At 63.5% G+C, this 26051-nt stretch carries 25 protein-coding genes; 8 read left to right on the top strand and 17 right to left on the bottom strand.

Annotated elements, in window-relative coordinates:
* The first annotated feature begins 2 nt into the window (after positions 1-2).
* Positions 3-182 (top strand): hypothetical protein, encoded by a 180-nt coding sequence (locus PCLY_RS10610; protein WP_061239264.1) that lies wholly within the window; start codon positions 3-5, stop codon positions 180-182.
* Between the two features lie 744 nt (positions 183-926).
* Here PCLY_RS10610 and PCLY_RS10605 read toward each other — a convergent pair.
* A complete protein-coding gene (locus PCLY_RS10605) occupies positions 927-2156 on the bottom strand; it encodes an acyl-CoA dehydrogenase (RefSeq protein WP_061239263.1) in 1230 nt (409 codons plus the stop codon).
* A gap of 149 nt (positions 2157-2305) precedes the next feature.
* On the opposite strand from PCLY_RS10605, the gene PCLY_RS10600 reads away from it, so the two are divergent.
* On the top strand, positions 2306-3241 hold the full coding sequence (locus PCLY_RS10600) for a LysR family transcriptional regulator (protein ID WP_061239262.1): 936 nt from the start codon (positions 2306-2308) through the stop codon (positions 3239-3241).
* Between the two features lie 63 nt (positions 3242-3304).
* On the opposite strand, the gene PCLY_RS10595 is transcribed toward PCLY_RS10600, so the two are convergent.
* Together PCLY_RS10595 and PCLY_RS10590 are read right to left on the bottom strand one after the other, a co-directional pair.
* Entirely contained in the window at positions 3305-3739 is a 435-nt protein-coding gene (locus PCLY_RS10595) for a DoxX family protein (protein WP_061239261.1), read from the bottom strand.
* A gap of 105 nt (positions 3740-3844) precedes the next feature.
* Positions 3845-5260, bottom strand: coding sequence for an MltF family protein (locus tag PCLY_RS10590; RefSeq protein WP_061239260.1), 1416 nt, complete (start codon positions 5258-5260; stop codon positions 3845-3847).
* A 272-nt stretch (positions 5261-5532) separates the two neighbouring features.
* Here PCLY_RS10590 and PCLY_RS10585 point away from each other — a divergent pair, with 272 nt between their 5' ends.
* From PCLY_RS10585 to PCLY_RS10565, 5 genes are all read left to right on the top strand, one after another.
* Positions 5533-6360 carry a TatD family hydrolase gene (locus PCLY_RS10585; RefSeq protein WP_061239259.1) on the top strand — a complete coding sequence of 276 codons (828 nt, stop codon included), beginning with the start codon at positions 5533-5535 and terminating at the stop codon, positions 6358-6360.
* 84 nt (positions 6361-6444) lie between these two features.
* Positions 6445-7908, top strand: coding sequence for a methyl-accepting chemotaxis protein (locus PCLY_RS10580; protein WP_061239566.1), 1464 nt, complete (start codon positions 6445-6447; stop codon positions 7906-7908).
* Positions 7909-8023: 115 nt separating this feature from the next.
* Positions 8024-8254, top strand: a complete 231-nt coding sequence (locus tag PCLY_RS10575) for a hypothetical protein (RefSeq protein WP_082768052.1) — start codon at positions 8024-8026, stop codon at positions 8252-8254.
* A 243-nt stretch (positions 8255-8497) separates the two neighbouring features.
* Positions 8498-8941, top strand: a complete 444-nt coding sequence (locus tag PCLY_RS10570) for a putative pterin-binding protein (protein ID WP_156458581.1) — start codon at positions 8498-8500, stop codon at positions 8939-8941.
* Positions 8942-8946: 5 nt separating this feature from the next.
* Complete coding sequence (locus tag PCLY_RS10565; RefSeq protein ID WP_061239564.1) at positions 8947-10521, top strand: GGDEF domain-containing protein; 1575 nt, start codon at positions 8947-8949, stop codon at positions 10519-10521.
* A gap of 13 nt (positions 10522-10534) precedes the next feature.
* On the opposite strand, the gene PCLY_RS10560 is transcribed toward PCLY_RS10565, so the two are convergent.
* The 8 genes from PCLY_RS10560 to PCLY_RS10525 form a co-directional block, all read right to left on the bottom strand.
* Positions 10535-11332, bottom strand: a complete 798-nt coding sequence (locus tag PCLY_RS10560; RefSeq protein WP_061239561.1) for an acyl-CoA thioesterase — start codon at positions 11330-11332, stop codon at positions 10535-10537.
* 106 nt (positions 11333-11438) lie between these two features.
* Positions 11439-12209, bottom strand: a complete 771-nt coding sequence (locus tag PCLY_RS10555; RefSeq protein WP_061239257.1) for a CHAD domain-containing protein — start codon at positions 12207-12209, stop codon at positions 11439-11441.
* Between the two features lie 72 nt (positions 12210-12281).
* On the bottom strand, positions 12282-14267 hold the full coding sequence (locus tag PCLY_RS10550) for a transglutaminase TgpA family protein (RefSeq protein ID WP_061239256.1): 1986 nt from the start codon (positions 14265-14267) through the stop codon (positions 12282-12284).
* Positions 14264-15220, bottom strand: a complete 957-nt coding sequence (locus PCLY_RS10545; protein WP_061239255.1) for a DUF58 domain-containing protein — start codon at positions 15218-15220, stop codon at positions 14264-14266. Before PCLY_RS10545 ends, PCLY_RS10550 begins: the two co-directional genes overlap by 4 nt.
* Positions 15220-16137, bottom strand: coding sequence for an AAA family ATPase (locus tag PCLY_RS10540; RefSeq protein ID WP_061239254.1), 918 nt, complete (start codon positions 16135-16137; stop codon positions 15220-15222). Before PCLY_RS10540 ends, PCLY_RS10545 begins: the two co-directional genes overlap by 1 nt.
* Positions 16138-16232: 95 nt before the next feature.
* Positions 16233-18200 carry a methyl-accepting chemotaxis protein gene (locus PCLY_RS10535; RefSeq protein ID WP_061239253.1) on the bottom strand — a complete coding sequence of 656 codons (1968 nt, stop codon included), beginning with the start codon at positions 18198-18200 and terminating at the stop codon, positions 16233-16235.
* 126 nt (positions 18201-18326) lie between these two features.
* On the bottom strand, positions 18327-18932 hold the full coding sequence (locus PCLY_RS10530; RefSeq protein WP_061239252.1) for a flavin reductase family protein: 606 nt from the start codon (positions 18930-18932) through the stop codon (positions 18327-18329).
* Positions 18932-19210, bottom strand: a complete 279-nt coding sequence (locus PCLY_RS10525) for a hypothetical protein (RefSeq protein ID WP_061239251.1) — start codon at positions 19208-19210, stop codon at positions 18932-18934. The genes PCLY_RS10530 and PCLY_RS10525 overlap by 1 nt, the downstream gene beginning before the upstream one ends.
* Positions 19211-19441: 231 nt before the next feature.
* On the opposite strand from PCLY_RS10525, the gene PCLY_RS10520 reads away from it, so the two are divergent.
* On the top strand, positions 19442-20455 hold the full coding sequence (locus tag PCLY_RS10520) for a patatin-like phospholipase family protein (RefSeq protein WP_061239250.1): 1014 nt from the start codon (positions 19442-19444) through the stop codon (positions 20453-20455).
* Here the strand turns inward: PCLY_RS10520 and PCLY_RS10515 are convergent, their stop codons facing one another.
* The 6 genes from PCLY_RS10515 to PCLY_RS10490 all read right to left on the bottom strand — a co-directional run bounded on the left by PCLY_RS10515 (position 20456) and on the right by PCLY_RS10490 (position 25938).
* The gene (locus PCLY_RS10515; RefSeq protein ID WP_061239249.1) at positions 20456-21541 is read right to left on the bottom strand and encodes an AI-2E family transporter; all 1086 of its coding nucleotides are present in this window, start codon (positions 21539-21541) and stop codon (positions 20456-20458) included.
* 212 nt (positions 21542-21753) lie between these two features.
* Positions 21754-22569 carry a DUF4892 domain-containing protein gene (locus PCLY_RS10510; protein ID WP_061239248.1) on the bottom strand — a complete coding sequence of 272 codons (816 nt, stop codon included), beginning with the start codon at positions 22567-22569 and terminating at the stop codon, positions 21754-21756.
* 127 nt (positions 22570-22696) lie between these two features.
* Positions 22697-23560, bottom strand: coding sequence for an alpha/beta fold hydrolase (locus PCLY_RS10505; protein WP_061239247.1), 864 nt, complete (start codon positions 23558-23560; stop codon positions 22697-22699).
* Complete coding sequence (locus tag PCLY_RS10500; protein ID WP_061239246.1) at positions 23557-24360, bottom strand: alpha/beta fold hydrolase; 804 nt, start codon at positions 24358-24360, stop codon at positions 23557-23559. Before PCLY_RS10500 ends, PCLY_RS10505 begins: the two co-directional genes overlap by 4 nt.
* A gap of 99 nt (positions 24361-24459) precedes the next feature.
* A complete protein-coding gene (locus tag PCLY_RS10495) occupies positions 24460-25092 on the bottom strand; it encodes a LysE family translocator (RefSeq protein WP_061239245.1) in 633 nt (210 codons plus the stop codon).
* Between the two features lie 42 nt (positions 25093-25134).
* Positions 25135-25938, bottom strand: coding sequence for an AraC family transcriptional regulator (locus tag PCLY_RS10490; RefSeq protein ID WP_061239244.1), 804 nt, complete (start codon positions 25936-25938; stop codon positions 25135-25137).
* Positions 25939-26051 lie beyond the last annotated feature (113 nt).

Below are 26051 nucleotides of genomic sequence, written 5' to 3'. Positions count from 1 at the left end.
CGATGCCCGACGTCTGCATAGAACTCATCGAGCGCCAGGGTCAACGGCTCTGGCAGGTACGATTCGGGCGTCGCGCACTGACCTTTCAGGAAGAACTGGCGGCACGTACCTTCGCCGCACAACTGCATATGCGTCTGGGCTGGCTGGACGAAGAACAACGCTCGGACGACAGATTGCCCTGAACGTGCAGACATAGAAGAAGGTTCTTCGCATTCTCGCGGGGAGGATGCGCTTGACGCCGGACTGGCAAGTTTGTGTGCGTATCGGTTACTGACTTGGCACTCTTCCGTTACCGCGCCTGCTGAACGTTTGGGTTGCGCCCCTTACGGGCACCACACCTTGATTCGCTGCGCTCACCCTTCGGGCCAGCCTGCGGCTGTTACTGCGCTTCTCGCTCCAGTGCTGCTCGGCCTCCTTAAGGGGACCTGGTCGGGAGCTTGCGACATCTCCGGAAGATCAAAGTCGGTAGCGTTTGGCTTTTGCTCTTGAAGCGCGATCTTACAGACGACGCCCAAGTCGCCTTCAGGAGGCCGAGTGGAATCGCCGCGTAAGGGGTTGAGCGACATGGATGTCGCGAGAGCTGCGACGGGCCAGGGATGGCCCTTCGCAGCGTGCCCCTGGAGTGGTGATGGAGCGAGGGAACTCCGGCGCAGCAGGGCGGGGGCGCCTAGCTCGGATGTCGGGGTGCCCTTCTCTTTGGTTACTTTCTCTTGGGCAAGCAAGAGAAAGTGACTCGCCCGTGAGGGGCGAAACGAGGACGAAAGATCGACACGCTAATGATCTTGGCTCAGAGATAAATAGCGCTGCGTACAGAACACACAAACTTGCCAGTCCGCTGTCAAACAGCGTCTTCCCAAAAACTGTGCGAAGAACCGAAAAGAAGAGGCCCGCATCAGCGGGCCTCTTCTTTATATAGAGCCGCTGAATCAGCGACTGGCCTTCATCACGTCGCGCGGTACGTACTTGCCGATTTCGTACTTTCCGATAGCCGCGCGGTGCACTTCGTCCGGGCCGTCGGCCAGACGCAGGGTACGCTGCATGGCGTACCAGTAGGCCAGCGGGAAGTCATTGGAGACCCCGGCGCCACCGTGCATCTGGATCGCCCGGTCGATGACCTTCAGTGCCACGTTGGGCGCCACTACCTTGATCTGAGCGATCTCGCTGGCGGCGATCTTGTTGCCCACGGTATCCATCATGTAAGCCGCGTTGAGGGTCAGCAGGCGTGCCTGGTTGATCTCCATGCGCGAGTCGGCGATGTGATCGATATTGCCGCCCAGGCGCGCCAATGGTTTGCCAAAGGCGCTGCGGTTGACTGCACGCTTGCACATCAATTCCAGAGCGCGCTCGGCCATGCCGATCGAACGCATGCAATGGTGGATACGGCCTGGGCCTAGGCGGCCCTGGGCAATCTCGAAACCACGCCCCTCACCCAGCAGCACGTTCTCGTAGGGCACCCGCACGTTCTCGAACAGCACCTCGGCATGGCCGTGCGGCGCATCGTCATAGCCGAACACCGGCAGCGGACGCAGCACCGTGACCCCAGGTGCGTCCATCGGCACCAGAATCATCGAATGCTGCTGGTGGCGCGGCGCGTCCGGGTTGGTCAGGCCCATGAAAATCATCACCTTGCAGCGCGGGTCGCAAGCGCCGGAAGTCCACCACTTGCGGCCGTTGATCACCCACTCATCGCCCTCGCGACGCGCGTTGGCCTGCATGTTGGTGGCGTCCGAGGAGGCCACGCCCGGCTCGGTCATGGCGAAGGCAGAGCGAATCTCGCCGGACAGCAGCGGCTCCAGCCACTGCTGCTTCTGCGCCTCGTTGCCGTAGCGCACCAGTACCTCCATGTTGCCGGTATCCGGCGCGGCGCAGTTGAACGGCTCCGGGCCGATCAGCGAACGGCCCATGATCTCGGCCAGTGGCGCGTATTCGGTGTTGGTCAGGCCCGCACCGTAGTCGGACTCGGGCAGGAACAGGTTCCACAGGCCTTCGGCTTTGGCCTTGTTCTTCAGCTCCTCCATGATCGCGGTCGGCTGCCAGCGATCACCCTCGGCCACTTGCTGCTCGAATACCGCTTCGGCCGGATAGACATGCGCTTCCATGAATGCGCTGACACGCTCACGCAGTTCTTGAACCTTCGGGGAATAGGCGAAATCCATGGGGTTACCTGTTTGTGACAAAGGGTGAGAGGTTGTGGAAATGATGCTAGAACAGCGCTTAAGATTTATCGAACCTATTTTCAGCGTGTATGAACATTCATAACCGATATATGATCGATTGATATCGACGCCCCTGGAGCACTGCCGGCATGAACCTGACCAAGGTGGATCTGAACCTCTTCATCGTCTTCGACGCCATCTACACCGAGGCCAACCTGACCCGTGCCGGACAGATCGTCGGCATCACCCAGCCGGCAGTGTCCAACGCCCTCGCCCGCCTGCGCGAAACCTTCAACGACCCGTTGTTCGTGCGCACGGCCCAGGGCATGGTGCCGACGCCCATGGCGCAGAACATCATCGGTCCGGTGCGCAACGCCCTGCAGTTATTGCGCGTATCCGTGCAGGAAAGCCGCACCTTCAACCCGCAGCAGGCCGGCAAGACCTATCGCATCAGCATGACCGACCTCTCCGAGCAGATCCTCCTGCCGCCGCTGTTCCAGCGCCTGCGCCGCCTGGCGCCCAGCGTGTGCATCGAGAGCTTCCTGGCCAAGCGCCGCGAAACCACCAAGGAACTGGCCGCCGGCCGCCTCGACTTCGCCGTCGACGCGCCACTCAACACCGACCCACAGGTTCGTCACGTCAAGCTGCTGGATGATCGCTACGTCTGCGCCATGCGCCCCGGCCACCCGCTGGCCAAGGAGAAGATCAGCCTCGAGGAATACCTGTCGCTGACCCACATTCACATCTCCAGCCGTCGCAGCGGTCTCGGCTACGTCGACCTGGCATTGGGCAAGATGGGCATCCAGCGCAAGATTGCCCTCCGCTCGCAGCACTACCTGATGGCCAGCAGCGTGATGCAACAGACCGACATGGTGATGACCGTGCCGGAGCGCTTCGCCCGCCGCCACAACCTGCACCATGTGACTTTGCCAGTCGGTGACGTGCCCACGCTGGAAACCCACCTGTATTGGCACGAGAGCACCGATCAGGACCCGGCCAACCGCTGGATGCGCGAGCAGATGATCGAACTGGCGCAGCAGGTCACCGCGCAGGAGAAGAAGGCCGAGCCAGCCCCTGCCGCATGATGGCCCGACCCAGAACGCAAGAAGGCCCGCAGATGCGGGCCTTCTCGTTGTTGCCGGGGAGAATCAGCGAGCGAGCTTGCTGTCGATCGACAGCTTGCCGGCACCTTCGAACACCAGCGCCACGCTGATGGCCAGCAGAGCCAGGGCGAACTCGTAACCGTTGTTGCTCATGAAGAAACCGTTGGCCAGGTGCACGCTGAAGATCGCCACCAGCATGGTCACCGCCAGCACCGCGGCAGCCGGGCGTACCAACAGACCGATGATCAACGCCACACCACCGAAGAACTCGGCGCTACCGGCCATCAACGCCATCAGGTAGCCCGGCGCCAGGCCGATGCTCTCCATCCACTGCGCGACACCGGCCAGACCGTAGCCGCCAAACCAGCCGAACAGCTTCTGCGAGCCATGAGCAGCAAAGGTAATGCCAGCGACGATACGCAGGATGGTGATACCCAGGCCGGCTTGGCTGGCGGTGATGCTTTTGATCAGGTTGTTCATTGCAAGGCTTCCTTCGTTGTGTGGGGTAGATGGCGCACAGAATATCCAGATTATTCGATTAAAAAACGGCAAAATACCGCTTATCAAAATCGACTATTTCGATATTTAATTGGCTGTGACACGCCGCCCCTGCGGCTCAAGCAAATAGCGTTCACGGTCATAAGCAAGGTAGTACTTGTTCACCGCATTCACGTAGCTCACCACGCCCATACCCATCTGCTCCATGGCCACACGCTCGACCTGGAAGAACCACTGATTGGGATTGAGCCCACGCCTGCGTGCCTCGGCACGCAGGCTCTGCACCCGTTGCGGGCCCAGGTTGTAGCCCGCCAGCACGAAGGCCATACGTTCACGCTCGTTGAGTTGCGGGCTGTTGAAGAAGTTGCGACGGATCATCGCCAGGTACTTGCTGCTGGCCTGGACGTTGCCGTCGAGATTCTGGATGTTGCTCACCCCGACGCTGCGCGCCGCCGCCGGCGTGATCTGCATCAGCCCGGTCGCCCCACTCGCGCCGCGCGCCGACGGGTTCAAGGTCGACTCCTTGAAGGCCAGCGCAGCCAGCATCAGCCAATCGAACCCCTGCTGCTCGGCGTGCTGCTGCAACACCGAACGCACTTTCTCCAGACGCTGGCGTTCGTTGCGCCCCAGGGGCGAATGAACCTTGTACAGCCGTCGATAAACGCGCTGGAACGCAGCATCCTGATCGGCCGGGCTCTGATAGCTGCTGAAGAAACGATCGATGCTGGCGCGCAGCATCGGCGCATCCGGGCGCACGAACCACTTCATGTCGCCATCGCGCGCCAGCACCAGATGCTTGTCGACACGCAGCTTGGGCATCACCTTGGCCCAGCGCTCGGCAATCGGCAGCTCTACCGCGGTGCGCTCGAAAATGCCAGCCTGGACCATTTCCAGAACGTCCTCGACGGCCAGGCTGGGGTCGACCCACTCGACCACGATGGGTGGCAGCTTGCGATCAGCCAGCTGTTGGTTGATCCGTCGTAGCGCCTCACCTACGGCGCTGCCCGCCGGCAACGAGAGGCTGCGTCCGGCCAATTGCTCGAGGCTGCGGTAGTGCCGGTTACCCTGCTTCGACACCAGCACCAGCGGCACTTGCTTGCGAATCGCGGTACTGGCACTGACATCATGCCCGGTGCGCACATCGAGCAGTTCGCCGGGCGCGACCAGGTCACCCTCGCCGCGCTGCAGGGCGCCGAGCAACTGATCCTTGGCTTTAGGGATGATCCTCAGCGTGAGGCTGCGCCCGTCTCGGGCGTTGCGATTGAGGTACTGCTCGAACGCCCGCAGGCGGTGGTACTCGACGCCAATGCTCTGCCCCTTGACCGAGCCTGAGCTGTTGCGGCTCTGATTGACCAGCACGCGCAACTCACCACTGCCGCGAATGGCCGGTAGATCACGGGTGCTGCGAGCCTGGCCACCGACCTCCGGTGGGCCGGCCAGGCGCGCGCTGGCCGGCAGCGGCAGCATGGCCAACAGGCACAGGATCAGCAGCAATCGCGACATCGACTCTCCAGGGAAGGCGTTTGACCGCCGAAGCCTCACCGGTCGTGGCCTGCTGTTCGCCGATGCGCGACAGACGGCTACAGACCGTAGACCCGCCAAACAGGCTGCCAAGGCCGGCAGGGCGCGGAGATTCGCACAGCCAAGCGCTACAGCGCCAGCCCACAACCTTGCATCAACCTTAAAAACAGCGAACAACTTATTGTTTTAAATCGGCTTTCTGACGAACGGAAGGCGTCTGCTATTCTGCCCTTTCACGCTCAACAGGTGGCACCATGCAACTCATCGATATCGCCGTCAATCTCACCCACCCCAGCCTCGCTGCGCAGGCCGAAGCCTTGCTCGAACGCGCCTATGCAGCCGGTGTGTGCCAGATGGTACTGACCGGCACCAGTCTGAACGAAAGCGAGGCCAGCCTCGCACTTTGCCGACAGCTGGACGACAGCGGCCAACGTCTGTTCAGTACGGCTGGGGTTCATCCGCATGATGCCAGTTCCTGGAACGGCGCCAGCAGCAGCGCGCTCAAGGCATTGCTGGCCGAGCCACAAGTGCGCGCCGTAGGCGAGTGCGGGCTGGATTTTGACCGTGACTTCTCGCCGCGACCGGCCCAGGAAAAAGCCCTGGAAGAACAACTGGCATTGGCTGTCGAGCTACAGATGCCGGTATTTCTTCATGAGCGCGAGGCCAGCCAGCGCCTTCTGGAAATCCTGCGCGGCTATCGCGACCAGCTGCCGGCCGCCGTGGTGCACTGCTTCACCGGCGAGCGCCGCGCGCTGTATGCCTATCTCGATCTCGACCTGCATATCGGCATCACTGGCTGGGTCTGCGACGAACGCCGCGGCACCCACCTGCATCCGCTGCTCAAGGACATTCCGGGCGAGCGCCTGATGCTGGAGACCGACGCCCCTTTCCTGCTACCACGCAGCCTGCGGCCGAAACCCAAGAGCGGGCGCAATGAACCCGCATTTCTCGGCGAAGTGCTGCGCGAGGTGGCGCTGCACCGCGGACAGAGCGAGCAAACGCTGGCAGCACAGAGCACGGCCTGTGCCCGGGCGTTCTTCGATATGCCAGCCATACTAAGTGGTGACGCAGCAGAATTTTGATTGACGTCAAGACTCTGGCTATCCACCAAGGCATACTGCTGGCACTTGGCCAATAGCGAACGCAACGAAACGGATAACAACAGCATGGGCGCCTGGATCAGCAATCTTTCACTCAAGTACAAATTCTGGGCGGTCAACGCCGTGGCTTTTGTCATCAGCCTGATGCTGGTGCTGTTCGCCCTGGATACCGAACAGCAGGCCCGTAGCGCCGACGCGCGACAGGCCGCCGCTGCCCAGGCACGCCTACTGCAGCAGTGGCCACAGCAGGCCACATTGCCCAACGCCGCCAATATTCAGGTCGTGCAAGGCAACCTGCCGGGCGCGCAAGGCGCACCCGACGCCAGCGGCTGGCAGGTACTGGAGCATGACGCCTGGTTCGGCGAATCACCGGTGATCGGTGCCCAGCGCCTTGCCCTCGGCGATGGACGCAACCTGGCGATCATGGCGCGCGCGCCCAGCCTGCTCGATCTGTTCGCCCAGCACGCTTTGACCTATGCCGTCGCAGTCGCGGTGCTGATGCTGCTGCTGCTGGCCGCTTCGCAGCTGTTGATCCGCTTTCTGCTCAGCCACCTCAACACGCTCAAGGATGTGATGCTGCAAGCCGAGCGCAGCGGCGATCTGTCCCTGCGCGTTCCCCTCGATAGTCGCGACGAAGTCGGCCAGATGGCTGCCGCCTTCAACGCCATGCAAGCCGGCTATCAGCGCGTGGTCGGCACCGTCGGCCAGGTGGCCAGCGAACTGGACAGCGGCACCCGCAACATGGCTGAGCGCATGGGCTCCGTGCGCCAGGGCATGCTCAGCCAGCAGAGCGAAACCGATCAGGCCGCCACTGCAATCAACGAGATGTCGGCGACCGTCCAGCACATCGCCGACCACGCCGGCACTACCCGCGACCAATCCCTCAATGCCGATCAGTTGGCGCGCGCCGGTCAGCAGGTGGTCGAACGCGTCGAACAATCCATAGCGGCACTGTCGCAAGGCGTACGCCAGAGCGCTGGTAGCATCGAACGCCTGGCCGAAGACAGCCAGCACATCAATCGCGTCGTCGGCGTGATTCACGGCATCGCCGAGCAAACCAACCTGCTCGCCCTCAACGCCGCCATCGAGGCCGCCCGCGCCGGAGAAATGGGCCGTGGCTTCGCCGTGGTCGCCGATGAAGTGCGCAACCTGGCCAAGCGGGTGCAGGACTCCACCGACGAAATCACCCAGATGATCGGCAACCTGCAAGGCGGCACCCGCGACGCGGTGGAATTCATGCGCGAAAGCTCGGAGAGCGCCAACCACTGCGTAGAGCTGGCGCAGGAGGCCGGCGAATCGCTGGCCGCCATCACCGCCGCCGTGGCGCTGATGCGTGACAGCAATACGCAGATCGCCGTGGCGGCGACGCAACAGAGCCAGGTGGCCGAGGAGATGAGCCGCTCGGTGGTGGGCATCCGCGACGTTACGGAACAGACGGTTGGCCAGACTCTGGAATCGGCCGCCACCAGTCAGCAGCTCGCGCAATTGGCTGGCGAGCTGAACAAGGCCATCCGCCAATTGCGCTTGTAAGCCACTGCGATAAAGCGCGCAGCCAGGCAGGGAGCTATCTGCGCCATAGCCAAGGCCAATTCGTCGCACGCTCGCGGCCGCCCTAGACTCGCCACATCGAGTCGAGGACAGCAGCATGAACAAAGGCCACCCTGATCCCTTGAGCTGGCGCTACGGCGCCAACCAGCACCGACATCTCGCCAACCTGGCGCTGCGCCTGATCAGCGCGCCGCTATTGCTGCTCTCGCTGACTCTCCTACTGATCGGGTTCTGGCAAGCGGGTTTCGTCCCGCTCAGCCTCGGCGCCATCGGTCTCTACGCAGCACTGGCCATAGAACTTCATGGCCGCCACCTCGAGCGCAAATAAGCCGAACCCTTCCCCGAAAAGCACGACCTGTGCACGCCTGCGCTTTTATAGCAGGGCGTGACCATTCCAGGCTTGGCGCTCTGCGCGGCCGGCCTGAAGCAACGCAGCCGAATGTCCGCTCGTCAGGCGGTTTGAGGATTATGGGCGCAATGAGATAGAGTCGACAAAAAATTGGCCAAAGACAGCAGTATGTCGCAGTATCGACATTTTTTTGTCACTTTATTTTTGACACTTCTTTGCCAGTTGCACGCTAATGCCGAGCCCGCGCCCTACCCGCTGGATCGTCCGGCATTGACGGTGCATCTGGCCGATGGCCGGCACCTGGCGTTCAGCCTGGCTCAGCTCCAGCAAATGCCGCAGGCTTCGATACGTTTGAGCACCCCGGAGGGCGCGCAGCAACATTGGCAGGGTGTGTCCCTCAAGCAATTGCTCGAACGCATTCCTGGCGCTGACACCGGCCGGCCGCTGCACACCACTGCGCTCAATCATTATTCGGTCCTGATTCCCTACGACGATATCCAGCGCTACGACCCGCTGGTGGCCTACATGCTCGACGGCCGCTTCATATCCATTCGCGACTACGGCCCGCTCCATCTGATCTACCCCTTCGACGACCACTCTGAACTGCGCCAGCAGATGTTCTACAACCGCTCCATCTGGCAGCTCAACGAGATCCATGTCGAGTGAAGCCCATGCCAGACAACCCCGCCGCCACCGTGCAGGTCAGGAACTCGCGCCTCAAGCTCATCGCCCTGACCGTGCTGGTGCTCGCCATGACGCTGACCGTCGCCGTATCGCTCTGGCTGGTCCAGAAGAAAGCCCGAGAGCTGGCCTTGCCAACCCTGCACAGCGAGCTCTGGCAGGCCTATCAGATTCACATGGAGATGGATCGCCTGCTGCTGGCCTCCCAGGCGTTGTTGCAAGGCAGGCTGGAGCCTGACGATCTGGTGGTGCGCACTCAGGTACTGCGCAGCCTGACCCAATCCCTGGAAGGCCAGCATCTGTTCGACTTTCTCCCCGAAGCTCGCCCTGCGGCCGAGAACACCTTGCAGCGCATCATCGCCCTCAGCCGCCAATGGGATGAGCAGGCGCAATGGGGCAATAGCGTTGCGGCACGGCAAGTCGCCGAGCAGGCCGTTAAAAGCCTGCCGCCACTGCAGAAGCCAATGCATGAAGTAATGGTGGCCACCAACATCTCCCTGGCCAATGAACTCGATGCCGAGCGCCAACACCTGTACGGCTACTTCACCGGTCTGGGCTGGGCGTTGCTGGGGCTGCTGGTGGGGGTTTCCCTGCTGGTGTTGCGCCTGATCGGCAACTACCGTGAGGCCCATGAGCTGTCGCACAACCTGACCGAGCTGAACCAGCACCTGGAGCAGCGAGTCAGCGAACGCACCCTCGAACTGGCCGAAGGCCAGGCCCTGCTCAAGCAGATTCTCGATGCCAGTCCAAGTGACGTGGTGCTGACCGACAACAGCGGCAAGCAGGTGTACTTCGTCAACCAGCGCCTGATGCAGCGGCTGAACCTGGACAAGGCCGGCGACTTCTCGCTCAATCGCCTGTTCTGCAACGCCCGTGAAGCCCTGCACTTTCGCGAAGCATTACTGGCACGTCACCGCGTCGATGACTGGGAGGGCCTGCTCGCCGGCGACCCGCCCTATTGGGGCGTGCTCTCCGGGCGCTTGCTGGAATACCGCGGCGGTCCGGCGCAACTGATCTGGAGCTACGACATCAGCGTACGCAAAGACATGGAGCAGGAGCTCCTGATGCTGGCGACCACCGATGCGCTGACCGGTCTGAGCAATCGCCATGCCTTCATGCAGCGTGCCCAGGAGCTGCTCAAGACCGCCGAGCGCTTCGAGCAGCCCTGCACGCTGCTGATGCTCGATATCGACCACTTCAAGCAGATCAACGACACCCACGGCCATCAGGTCGGCGACAAGGTGCTGGCCACCCTGGGGGAATTGCTCAGGAAGGAACTGCGCGAGGTCGACATCATCGGGCGCCTGGGCGGCGAAGAGTTCGCCGCACTGCTGCCGCAGAGCGATCAAATCGAGGCGGCACGGGTGGCCGAACGCCTGCGCGCCAGTGTCGAAGCCATGCCACAGCCCTGCGCTGGCGGCGCGCCATTGCGCATGACCCTGAGCATCGGCCTGGCCAGCCGACACCCGGCGGAACCCCTGGAAGGCCTGCTCGGACGAGCAGATACGGCGCTCTACAAGGCCAAGAGCGCCGGACGCAACCGCGTGGTTCGGGCCACTAGCTGACGCGTGTGACCACTCAGGCAAACACCGTCACAGTCTGCCGACTCAGGGCGATCAGCTCACCGCGCGGGCTCCACATCGCCGCAGCCACATGCCCGTAACCATCGCGGGCATATTCGATGTCCGCGCGATACAGGCACCAGTCTTCACTGCTGAGGGTGTGCAGGGGCTGGACGAACTCGATGGTCCAGGTCAGCGAGCTACCCGGCGCCGGGCTTTTCAGATGCGGCAGCACGGCCGGCGGCCATGCGTCGACCAGCGCCAGCAAGTGGGCCTCGCTGAGCACCTGCGGCTCGCGCTCACCGCGCAAGCGCACCCAGCCCCCCATTTGCCGCGACGGCGTGTTGCTGAACGGCATGCCGCCAATGCCCCAGCGCATGGCCAGAAAGCGGGTGAACTCGGGCGTGACGCTACGCACGTAGGGCAACTCCTGACACTGCTCAGCCGGCGCAACCTGCGGCGCGGGCAGCGCCTCCACGGCGATAGTCGAAGGCCGCGCCGCGCCGAAACTGCCCTGCACCACGGTCACCACCTGGCCATCTTGAACCGCGCGCAGGAACATCTGGCTGACCGCCCGCCCCTCGCGCAGCACCTCGGCCTGGAAACTGACTGGAACATCCGACGCCACCGGCCCGACGAAGGTGATGGCCAACGAGCGTACCGGTCGCCCCTGCGGCACCTTGGCGCACATGGCTTCGAACGCCAGCGCGGCCACCAGACCACCGAAGCTGGCGCGCCCCTGCCCCCACTCAGCCGGAATCACCACGGCATCGGGGTCGCGGCGTACCGCTTCGAGCATTTCAGAAAAGATCATACGCACCTCGGCATTCATCGATGGCGAGGATCTTAGGGGATGGCAGCCGCTGAACGATAGCCAGAAAGAAAGCCTATTCGGTCATATTGGCGGCGAAAATGACACCTTACCCTGCATTGGGCAGGTCACCATAGAGCGCCAGCAACGCCTCATCGGCGCGTCCCTCGGCAACCTGCATGGCCTGCAGCCAGACGGTTCGGCAAGGCTGCAGAGACGGTACTGCCTGCGCTTGCGCCAGCCACTGCAGGCAGTCGTGCCAGTCGCCCAGTGCGCTTTGCGCGCGCTTGAGCCGCTGTTGCGCGGCCTTGCTCAAACGGCTCTGCTCCGGATAGGTTTCAGCGGCGTAACGTACGCGCTTGATCAACAAGCGCAGACGGTGGCGGTCGTGCGCCGGATCGCGCAATGCGCGGGCCAGCTGCCGTTGCTGGCGGCGCAAACGCCGGCGGGTATGCTTATCTATATCGCTCAACTGGCCCTGCCTGGCAGCTTCACGCCAGTTGGCCGGCCAGCCATCGAGCAACAGCATCAGGTCGGCCAATTCACGGCTACCGGCAATGGCAGCGTAACCCGAGGCGCGTTGCGCCTGATCGACAGGCGCCAGATGAGCCAGGTCCATGCGCACCAATTCGGCCAGCAATACTTCACGATCACGTAGCGGGCCGCTGATACGCCCCAATACTGCCGCGCCCTGCTCCAGCGCATCCACCGCAGGCAGGCCGCGCAGCGGCCGCAACAGGCTGCGCAGTTGCCGCAGGGCGATGCGCAGATCATGCAGCGCCTCTGTGTCGGTGCAGTCGGCCAACCGTGCCTGGCAGGCGTACAAGCGCACCTGCAGGGCCAAGACCCGCTCAAGGCAATGCTCGATGAAATCGCTCATGCTCACTTCTCCCGAACGACGACAGGCCAGGCTAACACCCTGGCTCCAGGTTTCGCCCGTGACCGCTTGTCGCTAGCGCGACAAACGCCAGGGCAGTGCTCTACGCAACGCTTTCAATGCCCGCATCAACGGCGCGCGCGAAGCGGGTCCAGCGGCGTAACGCTGCTGTTCGAAACAATGGGCGAAGGCCTCGATCTGCTGCGCCTGCTCAGGCAGTTGCCGTGCGGCACGCATCGCGAAGGTGCGCGGCCCTTCACCGCTCTCTCGGCGCACATCGTGGCGCGCCAGCAGGCGTTCGAACGTGCGAAATGCCTCGCGCTGCGGATCAGAGCGTTGTTGCCAGGGCTTGAGCAGCCAGAATGCCAACAGGCCGAGCAACAGCGTCCCCGTACCGACCAGAGCAAGCGCCAGACGCTGCCAATCCAAACTGCCGAACCAGTTCTGCAGCAGCTTCAGTTGCTGCTCGCCCTGATAGCCCAGCACCCAGCGTTGCCAGCCATAGTTGAGATTCTCCCAACTCATGCGCAGCTGGTTGAGCCAGGCCAGCTCACGGTAGCGCAGCGGCGAGAACGGCTGGTCGTCGAGAAAGCCATCCTCCTCGCTCAAGGCCTCTTCCAGACCTCGCTCGATACGCTCGGGAGCGACCTGGAAGGTCGGATCCACGCTGCGCCAGCCCTGCCCTGGCTGCCAGTACTCGACCCAGGCATGGGCATCGAACTGACGCACCTGAATGTAATTGCCATTGGGATTGAACTCACCGCCCTGATAACCCGCGACCACCCGCGCAGGAATGCCCGCAGCGCGCAGAACGAAGGTCATCGCCCCGGCATAATGCGCGCAGAAACCGCGCCGGGTGTTGAACAGGAAATCGTCGATGCTGTCCTGCCCCAGAGGTTGCGGACGCAGCGTATAGGCGAAAGGCTGTTGATTGAAATGCTGCAGCAATGCCGCGACCAGCGCATCGCTCTGCGGGTATTGCGCCTTCAACTCGGCCGCCCACGCACGACTGCGCGGGTCGCCCTGCTCGGGCAACTGCAGCGCCTGACGGATACCCAGCGGCTCGCCCTGCGCCTCACGCACGGCCTCTGGCCAGGAGCGCACCTGATAGAGCAGCGGCCGATCCACCGGCCTTGTCCTCTGCCACCGGAAATCGCTCATCATCCGTCCACTGTCCTGGCCCATCTCGCCGACGTCCAGGGCGAACAACCAGCGTTGGCCGCTGGGCTGCATGACGATGCTGTAATCGAGCGGCTCGCCGGCCTTGCTCCATTTCGGACTGATCGGCACATCGGCGTAGCTGGACTGCGACCAACGCCTGCCGTCGAAGCGCTCCAGGGTCAGAGCCCGCCAATACAGCTGCCCTCGCGGTGGCACCTGACCCTCGAAGCTGGCGCGAAAGGCCAGCGCCGAGGAGCGACTGAGCTCGGCGATATCGGCTGGCGCCATGCTGTCCGAAAGCCCCGTGATGCCCTTGTCGCTGGGCAGCGGCAGCGACCACAACGGCCCCATCCGCGGGAAGAACACGAACAGCAGCACCATCAGCGGCATTGCCTGCAACATCAGACCGCCTGCCAGGCGCAAGGTAGGCCAGGGACGCTCGGCAAAACCGCTGCGCTGCAGGCCGACCAGAGCAGCCAGCAGCGCCGTGACGGGCAACAGGCTGTAGAGCGCGGCCAGGATGCCATCCTCGAACAGGTAGGCGGTCACCACACAGAAGAAACCGAGGAAGATCACCACCAGCGCGTCACGCCGCGTGCGCATCTCCAGCAATTTGAGAGTGAAGGTGGCGATCAGCAACACCACCGCGGCATCCAGCCCAACCAGCGTGCCCCGCGACAGCAGGATGCCAGCCAGCACCAGCAGCACCAGCCCACCTTTGGCCCAGCCATTGGGGTAGCGCGCGCGCATGCGCAAGATCTGCACGCGCCAACCGGCAGCGCCGAGCCACAGCGCGATCATCCACAACGGCAAATGCACCAGGTGCGGCACAATCACCAGCGCCTGGGCGACCAGTAGCCAGATCAGGGCAGTTCTTGGGATGCCCGGCACGTTGCTCATGCGCGCCCCCCGAACAGGGCCAGGGCACGCAGGCAGGCATCACGATGGCCGTCGCCATAATCCGCTGCGATCACCTGCCCCGGTAGTTGCAGACCGAATGCCTGCTGACGCTCGGAGAGCTGCAGCACCCAGTGACAGAGCAGCGACAGACGCATTTCGCTGTCGCCACCGAGACTGTCGAAGTCCAGCCACAGATCACGTCCGCTGAGCACGGCGAAATCCTTGACCAGCAGGCCCTGGCCACGCGAATAGGCTTTCCAGTGCAGGCGCCGTTTCGAGTCTCCCGGCTGATATTCACGCAGGCCCTGAAAATCGTCGGCACCCTGAGCGCGAGCACGCATGCCCTGCTCTTCCTCGTCATCGCCCAGGCCCGCCGACAACGGCAGGTCGCCTTCCAGCGGCCGCGGATAGACCAGCAGCGCCTGGTCCAGATCGACCCAGCTCCAGGCCACCAGCAAGCCCAAGGGAAAACGGCTTTCCACCCGCAGCCGCTCGGGTCGCAACCAGCCGCGCCGCTCGGCCAGCAGGCTCAGCTCGACTTCCGTCTGGCCTTCACGCGGCACGTCACTGACCACCAGTTCAGCAGGCGGCCAACCCAGCGCGACGGCCTGGTGCTCACGTTCGCGACTTTCCAGGCGAACGCGAAAGCGTGCCTGCTCGCCAACGAACACTGCCCCGCCGCCGCCTGCCTTGAGCACCAGCCCAGCCAGGTTGCGGTAGGTATGCAAGATGGTGACGACGAACACCGCCATCAGCAGGAAGGTCAGGCCGTAGGCGAGGCTGTTCTGGTAATTGATACCCACCAGCAGCATCAGCAGCAACGCAACGGCGAAGGCAGCACCGACCCGGCTGGGCAGAATGAAAATACGCCGCTGATTCAGGCGCACGCTCGCTGCTGGTGGAATACGTCTGGCCAACCAGCGTCGCCAGAGTGGTTTCAGCGCTGCAGGCATCAGAGCGCGGGCACTTCGCGCAACAGCCATTGCACTAGGCTGCCGCCACCATGACCGCTAGGATCGGCGCGCTCACGCAGGCGATGGCCGACCACCGAGGGCAGCACCGCCTGCACGTCTTCGGGAATCACATAGTCACGCTCGGCCAGCAGCGCCCAGGCCCGAGCGGCGGCGAGCAAGGCCAGGCTGGCACGCGGCGATAGCCCCCAGGCGAACTGCGGCTGACTGCGCGTCGCCTCGACCAGACGCAACACGTAGTCGATCAAGGCATCGCTGGCCCGCACCTTGGGCACGAGCGCCTGCAGGCGCGCCAGCTCGGCGTGATCGAGGATCGGCTCGAGCCGTGGCAACAGATCGCGCCGGGCGCCACCCAGCAGCAGCGCCCGCTCTGCGGCCTGCGCCGGATAGCCGAGCGACAGGCGCATGAGGAAACGGTCGAGTTGGGACTCGGGCAAGGCGAAGGTACCGCCACTGCTGACCGGATTCTGCGTGGCGATGACGAAAAACGGCTCAGGCAGTGGCCGGGTCGCGCCCTCGATGGTCACCTGCCCCTCCTCCATGGCTTCGAGCAATGCGCTCTGGCTTTTCGGTGTAGCGCGGTTGATCTCGTCGGCCAGCACCAGCTCGGCGAAGATCGGCCCGGGATGGAAGACGAACTGCCCGCTGTCCTTGTCGAACACCGAGGTGCCGAGAATATCGCCCGGCAGCAGGTCGGAGGTGAACTGGATGCGCTGGAAGCTGAGCCCCAGCACCCGCGCCAGGGCGTGACTGAGCGTGGTCTTGCCCATGCCCGGCAGGTCTTCGATCAGCAAATGACCACGCGCCAACAGACAGGTCAGCGCCAGGCGCACCTGCGCCTCTTTGCCCAACAACACCTGATTGACCGAGTCGAGGCAGGCATCCAGTTTGGTTCGCATCGTTTACTCCTTATGCAGAAGGTCGATGCTACTGGGGCGCCCGCTGACGGCAAAGCGCTATGAAATTTTTGCTCACGAAACTGTGAGGCCAGACGCTATGTAAGCCGGAAATGCCCCGCCATTCCCTGAAGCTCGCGCCCCAGTTCCGCCAACTGGATACTCGACGCGGCGGTTTCGTCCATGGCCGTAGCCGACTGGTCGGCGATATCACGGATCGAGGTAACGCTGCGATTGATCTCTTCGGCTACCGCGGTCTGCTCTTCGGCCGCTGCGGCGATCTGCTGATTCATCTCGGAAATCAGGCTTACCGCTTCGGCAATGGCCGCCAGGGCGCCCTCGGTCTGATTGGCATCGTCGACCGTCAGGCCGACCAGACTGGAGCTCTGCTCCATGTCCGCCACGGCACGGCGGCTGCCCTCGCGCAGAGCCGCAATCAGCGACTCGATCTCGGCGGTGGATTGCTGGGTGCGCTTGGCCAGCGCCCGCACCTCATCGGCGACCACCGCGAAACCGCGCCCCTGTTCGCCCGCGCGCGCAGCCTCGATGGCCGCATTGAGCGCCAGCAGGTTGGTCTGCTCGGCCACGCTCTTGATTACATCGAGCACGGCGTCGATACGCTGGGTGTCCTGGCTCAGGCGCTGGATACTCGCGGTGGTCGCCTCCATCGCGCCGGCCAGTTGTTCGATACGCTGCAGGGTCTGGCGTACCACCTGATTCCCGCTACCGACACGTTGATCAGCCTGCTCAGTGGAGGCTGCTGCCGCTTCGGCATTACGCGCCACCTCATGCACGGTGGCGGTCATCTGGCTCATGGCGGTGGCGACCTGGTCGGTCTCCATCTTCTGTCCATTGACGCCTTGACGCGTCTGCTCCGCAGTGGCCGATAGCGTCTGCGCGGCGCCGGAAATCTGCGCCACACCGCTCTGCAGGCGGCCAACCATATCGCGCAAGTTACCGGCCATGCCTTGCATCGCCGCCAGCAATTGGCCGATCTCATCGCGGCGATCTTGCTCGATATGTACGCTGAGGTCGCCACTGGCGATGGACTCGGCCAGGCCAATCACGCGCTTCAAGGGTCGCACGATGGCCAGACTGATCATGATCGCCGCACCCAGGCCGAACAGCAGAGCCAGAGCGGCCGCTGCGATGATCAGGCCGCTGCTGGCCTGACGTTCGGCCTGCATGGTCTGACGCTGGGTTTGCACAGCCAGGTCGACTCGCTGGAGCAACTGGTCGACCTGCGCCACCAATTGCGCATAGACCTGTTTCTGCTGCTGCAACTGGGTGGCGTATTCCTTCAGGCGTTCGTTGAACGAATCGACATTGACCACCACCTCGCCCAGAACGGCGGCGTAGCCGGGATCCTCCAGCGCATCACGCAATTCGGCAGCCAACGCCTGCGCCTCGCCGGCCTGGGCGATTTCGCTCTGTTCATCGCTATCGCTGCGCCGGCTGGCCTCCAGACGCTGGCGCGCCTGGTCCAGCGCCTGCAGCAGCAACTGGTGGATCTTGCCGACCTTGCCAGCCTGCAGCACCGAATCGCCGCCCTGCTCGCCCTGGGAGCTCTTGAGCAGGTCGACCCCGTCCTCGGACAATCCCTCCTGCAGCAGATCCAGGCTATTGGCGGCACTGACCACCAGCCAATCGGCGGCCTGCAGGGACAGCTGCATGTTATCGGTGAGTTCGACATAACGGGCGAAGGCGCTGCGGTAGTCGGCCAACGCGGGCTCGACCTGAGCCAGAACCGCCGCGGTGTCACTGTCGAGCTCGGCTTGCAGGGCCTGCCCCGTCTGCACGATGCTCTCGGCCTGCTCGGCCAAACGCTCGGCGTGCTTGCTGTCGCCGTCCAGTGCGAATGCCTGCTCACTCTGGCGCATGCGCAGCACCTGCTCGCCAAGAGCGCTCATGCGCTGCTGCAACTCGGCGCCCGCACTGACCTCACGTAACGCCAGCAGCCCGGTAGCCGCTACCAGAGCCGTCAGAATCAACACAAGAGCAAAGCCCAGCATCAACTTGCTGGTTGTACTCAGACTGGCCAACCGCTTGCCCAATGAGCCACCCATGACAACCCCCTGCCTACTGCAGCTAGCCCCCGAATCCTAAAACATAGGAGCGCAAGCTGCTGGCGACAAGCCAGTAGATACCCAGATGGCCGAAAAAGTTAACTGAACGTCGCTTTCAGGCCGACTTCAGGGACGCTGCATCTGAAACAGGTCACGCGTACGGCAGTAGGCGCTGCCCCCCAGACGACCGACCAGGTCGAGCTTCAGCGGGTCGATACGGCCCTGCTCGGTGAGCACCGCGTCATCGACATGCGCCAGCAGCACTTCGGCGAAGATCAGATGACAGGTAGGTTGTTGCGCCGGATAAGGCTGAATCTGCGCCACGCGGCACTCGAAGGTTACCGCCGCGCCTGTGACACGGGGCACGTCGATGCGCTCGCAGGGTTGGCTGGCAATGGCGCAATGGGCGAACTCGCTGACCTCATGAGGCAGGACCGCGGCACTGGCGTTCATCGCCTCGGCCTGCGCGAAGCTGACCAGCTGAATCGCCAGCTCGCCGCTGGCCTGGGCATTGCTCAAGGTGTCCTTGAGACTGCCGTCATCGCGAGTATTGACGTTGACCAGCAAGGTTGGCGGATTGTCGCTGATGACCTGAAAGAAACTGAACGGCGCCAGGTTGGCCACCCCATCGGCCGAACGGGTCGAAACCCAGGCAATGGGCCGCGGCGTCACGCTGGAAGCCAGCCAGCGATAGGCTTCGAGGGGGCTCAGCTCGGCAAAATCGAGTTGCATCAACGCCCCGCTCGCGATTCACGGATGTAGAAGCGCGCACGTTCGGCCTTGCTGGTACAGCCTGCATAGGCCTCGAACTGCTGCTGGGTCTTGGCAGCGGTGAGCAGAGAGAATGCCTTGGAGTAGCTTACGGTACCGGCGAAACCTTCAGCCTCGGCGATGCTCAGCTCCTTCCAGGCAGCATCCAGCTGATTGGCGCAGGTCTCGCGGTAGACGGTCTTGCCGGCACAGCCGGTGAGCGTCACCACAAGCAGCGGCAAACAGATCCAGTGTTTCATCGACCACACTCCTCGAACGGATATGACTACGGATTGGCCCAGTCTATGACGCTGCGGCAAAGGGAAAGTGCCCGGTACTCGCCGCTTCGCTTGCCTGATCATACCGATGCCGACGGACGGAAGGCGAGCCTGTAGGCACTTCGAAGCGGCAGCCGACAGTTTCTGCCACGCACGCCCTTGGCTGAGCCTCACGGCCCGAGTAAGGTCGAGACTTCACAGGGGGATTCGTCAATGAGCAAGAAAGTGGCGCTGGTACTGGGCTCAGGAGGTGCGCGCGGCTATGCGCACATCGGCGTGATCGAAGAATTGCAGGAGCGCGGCTACGAGATCGGCTGTATCGCCGGCTGCTCGATGGGCGCAGTGGTCGGCGGCATCTTCGCTGCAGGCAAGCTGCGCGAATACCGTGAATGGACGGAAAGCCTGGATTACCTCGACGTACTGCGCCTGCTCGACGTCAGCTTTCGCCTCGGCGCTATCCGTGGCGAGCGGGTGTTCGGACGCATCCAGGAAATCGTCGGCGACGTGGACATCGAAAACCTCGCAATCCCCTTCACAGCGGTTGCCACCGACCTGACCAACCAGCAGGAAATATGGTTCCAGGAAGGTTGCCTGCACCAGGCGATGCGCGCCTCGGCGGCGATTCCCAGCCTGTTCACGCCAGTCATCCAGGGCAAGCGCATGTTGGTCGATGGCGGCTTGCTCAACCCGCTACCAATCGTGCCGGTGGTTTCCAGCCACTGCGACCTGATCATCGCGGTCAACCTCAATGCCACCAACCAGAATCACTACCAGTTGCCAGTAATCGAGCGCCCTGCCGCCCTCAAGGGCCGTATCGATCAATTGATGAGCAACCTTGGCTCGCGCCTGCCGAGCTTTCGCCGCAAGAGCGAGGACGATGCCCTACTGCTCGCCGAGGAGCAACGCATCGCCGACGACGTCAGCCCGGCAGGCGCGCCAAGCCGCAAAGCGGACGAAGATGAACCGGTGCCCAAGTCCGCCAGCGGCTCGCGAGTCGTCGAGTTCAGCGGGCCGGCGTCGCTGCTGGAGCTGGTCAACCAGAGTTTCGAGGTCATGCAGACATCTCTGGCGCAGTACAAGATCGCCGGCTACCCGCCGGACATCCTGATCAACGTGCCCAAGCGCGCCTGCCGCTTCTTCGAGTTCTACAAGGCACCGGAGCTGATCATGCTGGGGCGGCAGATCGCTCGCGACACCCTCGACAAGTACGAAAGCGAACGCGGCTGATCAGCCGCGTGGTTCCTCGCCCGGCAGCGGCTTGTCAACCAGTGCTTCGGCGGCTGGCGTCTTGTTCGCCACCCAGTCGCTGAGCAGGCTGTAGGCCACTGCCAGCAGGGTCGGGCCGAGGAACAGGCCCATGAAGCCGAACGCCAGAATGCCGCCGAACACACCGAGCAGCACCACCACCAGCGGCAGGTTGCCGCCACGACTGATCAGGTAAGGCTTGAGGATATTGTCCACGCCGCTGATGACGAAGAAGCCCCAGACACCGAGGAAGATCGCCATGCCGATCTCCCCCTGCCACACCAGCCACGCCACAGCTGGCCCCCAGATCAGCGGCGGGATCATGATGAAGCTGAAGGCGAAGGTCAGCAGGCCGAGCACCAGAGCCCCCGGCACTCCGGCAATGATGAATCCGACGTAGGCCAGCACGGCCTGCGCCGCTGCGGTGCCGATCACGCCGTTGACGACCCGCTGCACCGTCCCGGCGACCAGTTCCAGATAGTGATCGGCGCGCTCGCCGATCAGCCGTTCCAGCAGGCTGTGCACGAACACCGCCAGGCGCGGGCCATCACGGTAGAAGAAGAACACCAGCACCAGGCTCAAGGCCAGCTCGACCATGCCCCCGCCGATCTTCGCGCTACGCGCCACCAACCAGTTGCCGACCTGCCCCAGATAAGGCCGCAAGGTATCGAAGAAGGCGGCGCCCTGCTGGTCGATGGTGCGCCACAGCTCCACCAGGCGATCGCCAACCAGCGGAATGCTGGCCAGCCAGCTCGGTGGCGGCGGCAGGCCATCGACCTGCAGGTCCTTGACCAAGGCATTGGCGTCCTTGATGTGGTCGGCCAGATTGAAACCCAGCCAGACCAGCGGCACCGCAACCATGATCACCCAGAGCCCGGTAAGGATGCCCGCAGCGAGCGACATTCGGCCGTTGAGCAACTGCGTCAACAGGCGCATCAGCGGCCAACTGGCGAAGGCCAGCACCGCCGCCCAGAACAGAGCCGACCAGAAAGGCGCCAGCACCCAGAGGCTGGCTGCCAGCAGGCCAAGCAGCAGGATCTGCACCAGCAGACGATCATTAGTGGCCATCAAGCGAAACTCCCTTCGACGAAACGACAAAGCGCCCTGACGGGCGCTCGATCACAGGCGATTGTGGACAACAGCTTAACAGGCCATCGCCCCCCCCAGGAGAGGCCTGCGAGACGATCCGCAGGCGCTCCCATGGAGTGGCCGATAAGCGCAGCCTGGGCATTATGCATGGACAATCCGACTGAACTTGCCAGCCATGTTTGACAGCCTGATTAACGCAACAAACGCACGTTCAGTGTGTCGCCCTCAACCTCGCCAAGCTCCAGGCGCGCTTCGCGTACACGCTGCTCGATGAGCGCCTCGCGCCAGGCTTCGGCCTGGCTGCCGGCGAGGGTAACGCGCAATGTGCTGTCGAGACGCAAGCTGCGCGCCACAACCTCCACCCAGGCGCTGTCGGCCTTGGCTTCGACGGGCAGTTTCAGCTCGCCATCGCTGCGCAGCTGTCGCAGCAAGGTCGCCGGGGTGGGCAGAAGAACTCCCAGCGGTGCGTCAGCGTCCAACTGCTCGACATGCAGGTATGCACGGCGGTTACCACGCGTAATGCTGTAAAGCGCCAGCAGGCTTTCGTGATTCGGCTCGGCCAGGCGCAACAGGGCATAGGACTGCTGATCGTCGGAGCCGTACAGCGTGGAGTTGCCAAATACCGAGTTGGCCCACAGGCTGCTCGCACCGCATTCGCGCCCCTCGCACCAGTAGAGCAGTTCCGCACCTTTTTTCAGCAGGCTTTCCCGCGCGGCGGTGAACACCTGATCGGCACTGTGGGTGCGCGGTAGCTCGTAGGTCACCGCCTGATGCCGGCCTCGCGTGAGAATTTCTCGCTCGTAACGCAAGCGCCCGCTGATACGGCGAATGGAGCCTTGCGGATAGATCCGCTCGGCGTCAGGTGCTTGCTTGAACGCGACGATGTGGCTGGCGGGGAAACGCGGCAAGACTTCGAGATCGTGACTACCGGGCGGATCGGCCGCCAGTGCGGCACCACTGCAAACCGTGACAAGCACCGCAGAGAAGAACTTCACAGCCCCCTTCATGAGCTGGCAGTCCACTGAAGACACACAACGGGTGAGCTTGCAAAGCAGCAACGGGCGACGTTTAACGGGTCGATCATGCGATCCTCCATGGCAGACCGCCACACCTTTCCCCAGGGCCGCCGGCAAGTCAAGGAATGCGCAGGAATGGATTGAAACAATCCGCTACACGTTGCGCGCCCGCCTCGTCATCCAGGTGCAGATGGTGACCACCCGGTAGGTGGTGGATCTCGAACGGCAGATCCTCCAGTAGCGCCTGCACCGCCGACTGCGCCCCCATCATCCCCTGCTCGGCCAGTACCAGGCTCACCGGGCACTGCAGCGCACGAACGAAGGCCTGGGCATGAGCCCAGCTCAGACGTAGCGGCGACGGCAGCGTCAGGCGACTATCGGTGCGCCAGGTGTAACCACCCGGCACCGGCATCAGGCCGCGCTGGGCCAATAATTCGGCCGCCTCACGGCTGACCGCACCGACGCCTTTCATGCGCGCCTCGACGGCGCGCGCCATCTCGGCATACACCGGTTTGCGCTTGTCGCTGAGCGCCTGCCTGGCGCGCAACGCCTCGCCCAGCTTGGTGGGTGCCTGTTGCGCTTCACCGGTGTAGGGCACCAGGCCGTCAATCAACGCCAGGCGCGCGACCCGCTCGGGCATCGCCCCAGCGAGCAATACCGCGGTGATGGCGCCCATGGAATGACCCAGGATGGAAAATCGCTCCCAGCCAAACTGTTCGGCGACCTGGAGCACGTCAAAGGCATAGTCCCACAACGCATAGCCGGCCCCTGGCGAACGATGATCGGAGTGGCCATGGCCGGCAAAATCCAGGGCGACGATACGCAGCCCCTGAAGCTTCGGCGCCAGCCGCGCGAAACTCGCTGCGTTATCCAGCCAGCCGTGCAGAGCGAGAACCGGCAAACCGTCCTCCGGCCCGTAGAGATGAGCAGCCAACTCGATATGCGGCAGGCTCAGACGAACTTCCTCGAAATCCATGTTCATGCACGTTGCTCCTGGCTACCGGCCCAGCGGGTGAACAGCTGACGCAGCAGCTCGGCGGTGGCCTGTGGGCGCTCCAGCGGGAACATATGCCCGCCAGGCAGATTGTGGTACTCGGCGCGCGGCATGCGCCGCAGCAGACGCGCATGATGCGGCAATACCACCCGGCTGTGGCGACCGCGCACCATGGCCAGCGGCACCGCCAACTGCTGCGGGCGGCCCGGCGAAGTATGCGGCACGCTGCGGTAGATACTGATTTCGGTCGCAGGATCGAACTTCAAACGCAGCCCCTGCTCGCCCCCTTGCAGACCATACCTGACATAGGCGTCCAGGCACTCAGGGTCGAAGCGTCGAAACAGGCTCTTGCCAGCGAAGTAATCCCGCGCCTCGGCCAGATCGGCGAATGCTTCACGGCGCCCCAGGGTGCGGCCGGCGGGCGTGATGCGGTCGATGAAGCCAAAGCGTTTGGCGGCGCGAATGACCATGCGGTCAGCCAGGGTCAGCACCGGTGAATCGAGCATCACCACCCCACGGTACAGCTCGGGGCAAAGCAGGGCCGCGTGATAATGCAGCACGCCGCCCAGTGAATGGCCCACACCCCAGACTGGCTCACCGCCCTGCTGCAAGTGATGGATCAGTTCATCGACCAGATTCGACCAGTTGTCATTGACCGGAAACCGTGGATCGTGGCCGTGCTGCTCCAGGTGCTGCACATCGAAATCCGGTGCCAGGGCAGCGAACAGCTTGCCGTAGGTGGCAGACGGGAAGCCGTTGGCATGAGCGAAGAAGATCGGCTGCGGCATGCATCACACTCGAAAAAGCGAACATACCCGGATTCTCCGGCAGCCCTGAGCGCACGGCAATGACCGTAACCGCCATTGATGGCGGCGCAACGGCCAGGGCTATAGCAGCAGACGCCCGACAATGCTCGCCGCCACCAGCAGGAATACCAGGCCACAGACGAAATCGATGGTCGGGGCCACCTGCAGCAAACGCTGGCGCATCAGCGGCCGGCTCAGTGTCAGGCCCAACAGACTGAACCAGAACAGGCTCAGGCCAAACAGCAGCGCAGCACAGGCCACCTTGCCGGGCACCGACATATCAGCCGGCACCAGACTGCTGAGCAGGGCCAGGAAGAATACCAGTGCCTTGGGGTTACCCAGATTGGTGAATACCCCGCGCAACCAGGGGCCGAACAACGAGGGCGCCAGCTCACCATCCAGGCGTCTGGGACCGGCACTGCCGCGCCACCAGGCGCGCACGGCAGTAACGCCCAGCCAGCCCAGATACAGCGCTCCGCCTATCTGTACCAGATCGAACAGCCACTCGGTGCGGCTGAGCAACAGGGCCACACCGCTGAGCACCAGCGTGCCGTGCAGAAGAATGCCGCAGGCCAGGCCCAGCGCACTGAGCAGACCCGCGCGCTGGCCCTGGTGCAGGGCGGTACGGACCACCAAAGCCACATCGGGGCCGGGGCTGATAAGGGCGACCGCGAACACGGCAGCCAGCGACAGCAAGACGGACGTCTCCTGCATGGTGATCTCCAGGAAATTGAAAGGACGGGATGTGCGGGTGGATCAGCCCTGGCGCAGGCGCGCCGGCGGCAGACCGTAGGTGCGGCGGAACAGCCGCGAGAAATGCGCCTGGTCGTAAAAGCCCAGGCGCAGGGCGATCTCGCTCAAGGGTTGTCCGGCCAGCACCAGCGGCAACGCTCGCTGCAGGCGCAGCTGCATCAGCCACTGATGGGGTGGCAAGCCGGTGTGCTGGCGAAAACGTCGCAGTGCCTGCCACGGGCTCATGGCGCAGAACACGGCGATCTCCTCCAGCGAGGGCGGATTGTCCAGACGGCTTTCCAGCCAGTCGCGCAGCTGCTGCCAGGTGTGATGATCGAAAACGCGATGCGCCTCGCTGACGCGCAAGGTCGACCCCATTTCCAGCAGATGGGCCAATGCCTGCCAGAGCGCCTCTTCCTGGGCCAGTTGCGAACCTTCCAGCATCGCCGCATGAAATCGCTGCAGGTGCTGCGACAGCAGAGAGTTACGCAAGCTGCTGGTGGTCAAACGTGGTGCGCCCTGGCGGCCGTCGCTCAGGGTGCGACTCGCCTCGTCCAGCCAGGAGGGATCGAATGCCATCACCCGGATGCGGTAGCTCTGCCCATCCAGACAGGCGCCGTCGTGAATCCCTTCCGGCGCCATCAGCAGCACGTCCCCTGCCCCGACATGCCGGCGCTCACCACCATAGGCGTAGCGATGCTGCCCCTGTATCAGCAGGCCGACGTGATATTCCAGATGAAAGTGCCGGGGAAAGGCGAAGCGGCGGTACTCGGCATCGATCAGACGGACGCCAGGCAAGCTGCTTTGAATGTGAGTGATGTGATCCATGCGCGTACTGTAGCGCCGTGAGCCGGGTAAATCTTGGATGAAATTGCAGGCATCAGAGTCGGCCAAAAGGCCAGTGAGCTGGCACCTGACAGCACGACCCAGACGCCAAAGCG

The organism is Ectopseudomonas composti (genome assembly GCF_001567565.1).
In the GTDB taxonomy this organism is placed as follows: Bacteria; Pseudomonadota; Gammaproteobacteria; order Pseudomonadales; family Pseudomonadaceae; genus Aquipseudomonas; species Aquipseudomonas composti_A.
This window is presented reverse-complemented; position numbering and strand designations above follow the sequence as displayed.

What these genes read in the sequence shown, in the direction of transcription:
- PCLY_RS10550 (WP_061239256.1), bottom strand. Translation starts at nt 14,267, where the DNA reads ATGAGCAACGTGCCGGGCATCCCAAGAACTGCCCTGATCTGGCTACTG.
- PCLY_RS10505 (WP_061239247.1), bottom strand. Translation starts at nt 23,560, where the DNA reads ATGAACATGGATTTCGAGGAAGTTCGTCTGAGCCTGCCGCATATCGAG.
- PCLY_RS10580 (WP_061239566.1), top strand. Translation starts at nt 6,445, where the DNA reads ATGGGCGCCTGGATCAGCAATCTTTCACTCAAGTACAAATTCTGGGCG.
- PCLY_RS10575 (WP_082768052.1), top strand. Translation starts at nt 8,024, where the DNA reads ATGAACAAAGGCCACCCTGATCCCTTGAGCTGGCGCTACGGCGCCAAC.
- PCLY_RS10535 (WP_061239253.1), bottom strand. Translation starts at nt 18,200, where the DNA reads ATGGGTGGCTCATTGGGCAAGCGGTTGGCCAGTCTGAGTACAACCAGC.
- PCLY_RS10555 (WP_061239257.1), bottom strand. Translation starts at nt 12,209, where the DNA reads ATGAGCGATTTCATCGAGCATTGCCTTGAGCGGGTCTTGGCCCTGCAG.
- PCLY_RS10520 (WP_061239250.1), top strand. Translation starts at nt 19,442, where the DNA reads ATGAGCAAGAAAGTGGCGCTGGTACTGGGCTCAGGAGGTGCGCGCGGC.
- PCLY_RS10495 (WP_061239245.1), bottom strand. Translation starts at nt 25,092, where the DNA reads ATGCAGGAGACGTCCGTCTTGCTGTCGCTGGCTGCCGTGTTCGCGGTC.
- PCLY_RS10530 (WP_061239252.1), bottom strand. Translation starts at nt 18,932, where the DNA reads ATGCAACTCGATTTTGCCGAGCTGAGCCCCCTCGAAGCCTATCGCTGG.
- PCLY_RS10515 (WP_061239249.1), bottom strand. Translation starts at nt 21,541, where the DNA reads ATGGCCACTAATGATCGTCTGCTGGTGCAGATCCTGCTGCTTGGCCTG.
- PCLY_RS10595 (WP_061239261.1), bottom strand. Translation starts at nt 3,739, where the DNA reads ATGAACAACCTGATCAAAAGCATCACCGCCAGCCAAGCCGGCCTGGGT.
- PCLY_RS10510 (WP_061239248.1), bottom strand. Translation starts at nt 22,569, where the DNA reads ATGAAGGGGGCTGTGAAGTTCTTCTCTGCGGTGCTTGTCACGGTTTGC.
- PCLY_RS10605 (WP_061239263.1), bottom strand. Translation starts at nt 2,156, where the DNA reads ATGGATTTCGCCTATTCCCCGAAGGTTCAAGAACTGCGTGAGCGTGTC.
- PCLY_RS10540 (WP_061239254.1), bottom strand. Translation starts at nt 16,137, where the DNA reads ATGCGAACCAAACTGGATGCCTGCCTCGACTCGGTCAATCAGGTGTTG.
- PCLY_RS10590 (WP_061239260.1), bottom strand. Translation starts at nt 5,260, where the DNA reads ATGTCGCGATTGCTGCTGATCCTGTGCCTGTTGGCCATGCTGCCGCTG.
- PCLY_RS10610 (WP_061239264.1), top strand. Translation starts at nt 3, where the DNA reads ATGCCCGACGTCTGCATAGAACTCATCGAGCGCCAGGGTCAACGGCTC.
- PCLY_RS10490 (WP_061239244.1), bottom strand. Translation starts at nt 25,938, where the DNA reads ATGGATCACATCACTCACATTCAAAGCAGCTTGCCTGGCGTCCGTCTG.
- PCLY_RS10600 (WP_061239262.1), top strand. Translation starts at nt 2,306, where the DNA reads ATGAACCTGACCAAGGTGGATCTGAACCTCTTCATCGTCTTCGACGCC.
- PCLY_RS10585 (WP_061239259.1), top strand. Translation starts at nt 5,533, where the DNA reads ATGCAACTCATCGATATCGCCGTCAATCTCACCCACCCCAGCCTCGCT.
- PCLY_RS10565 (WP_061239564.1), top strand. Translation starts at nt 8,947, where the DNA reads ATGCCAGACAACCCCGCCGCCACCGTGCAGGTCAGGAACTCGCGCCTC.
- PCLY_RS10560 (WP_061239561.1), bottom strand. Translation starts at nt 11,332, where the DNA reads ATGATCTTTTCTGAAATGCTCGAAGCGGTACGCCGCGACCCCGATGCC.
- PCLY_RS10545 (WP_061239255.1), bottom strand. Translation starts at nt 15,220, where the DNA reads ATGCCTGCAGCGCTGAAACCACTCTGGCGACGCTGGTTGGCCAGACGT.
- PCLY_RS10500 (WP_061239246.1), bottom strand. Translation starts at nt 24,360, where the DNA reads ATGCCGCAGCCGATCTTCTTCGCTCATGCCAACGGCTTCCCGTCTGCC.
- PCLY_RS10525 (WP_061239251.1), bottom strand. Translation starts at nt 19,210, where the DNA reads ATGAAACACTGGATCTGTTTGCCGCTGCTTGTGGTGACGCTCACCGGC.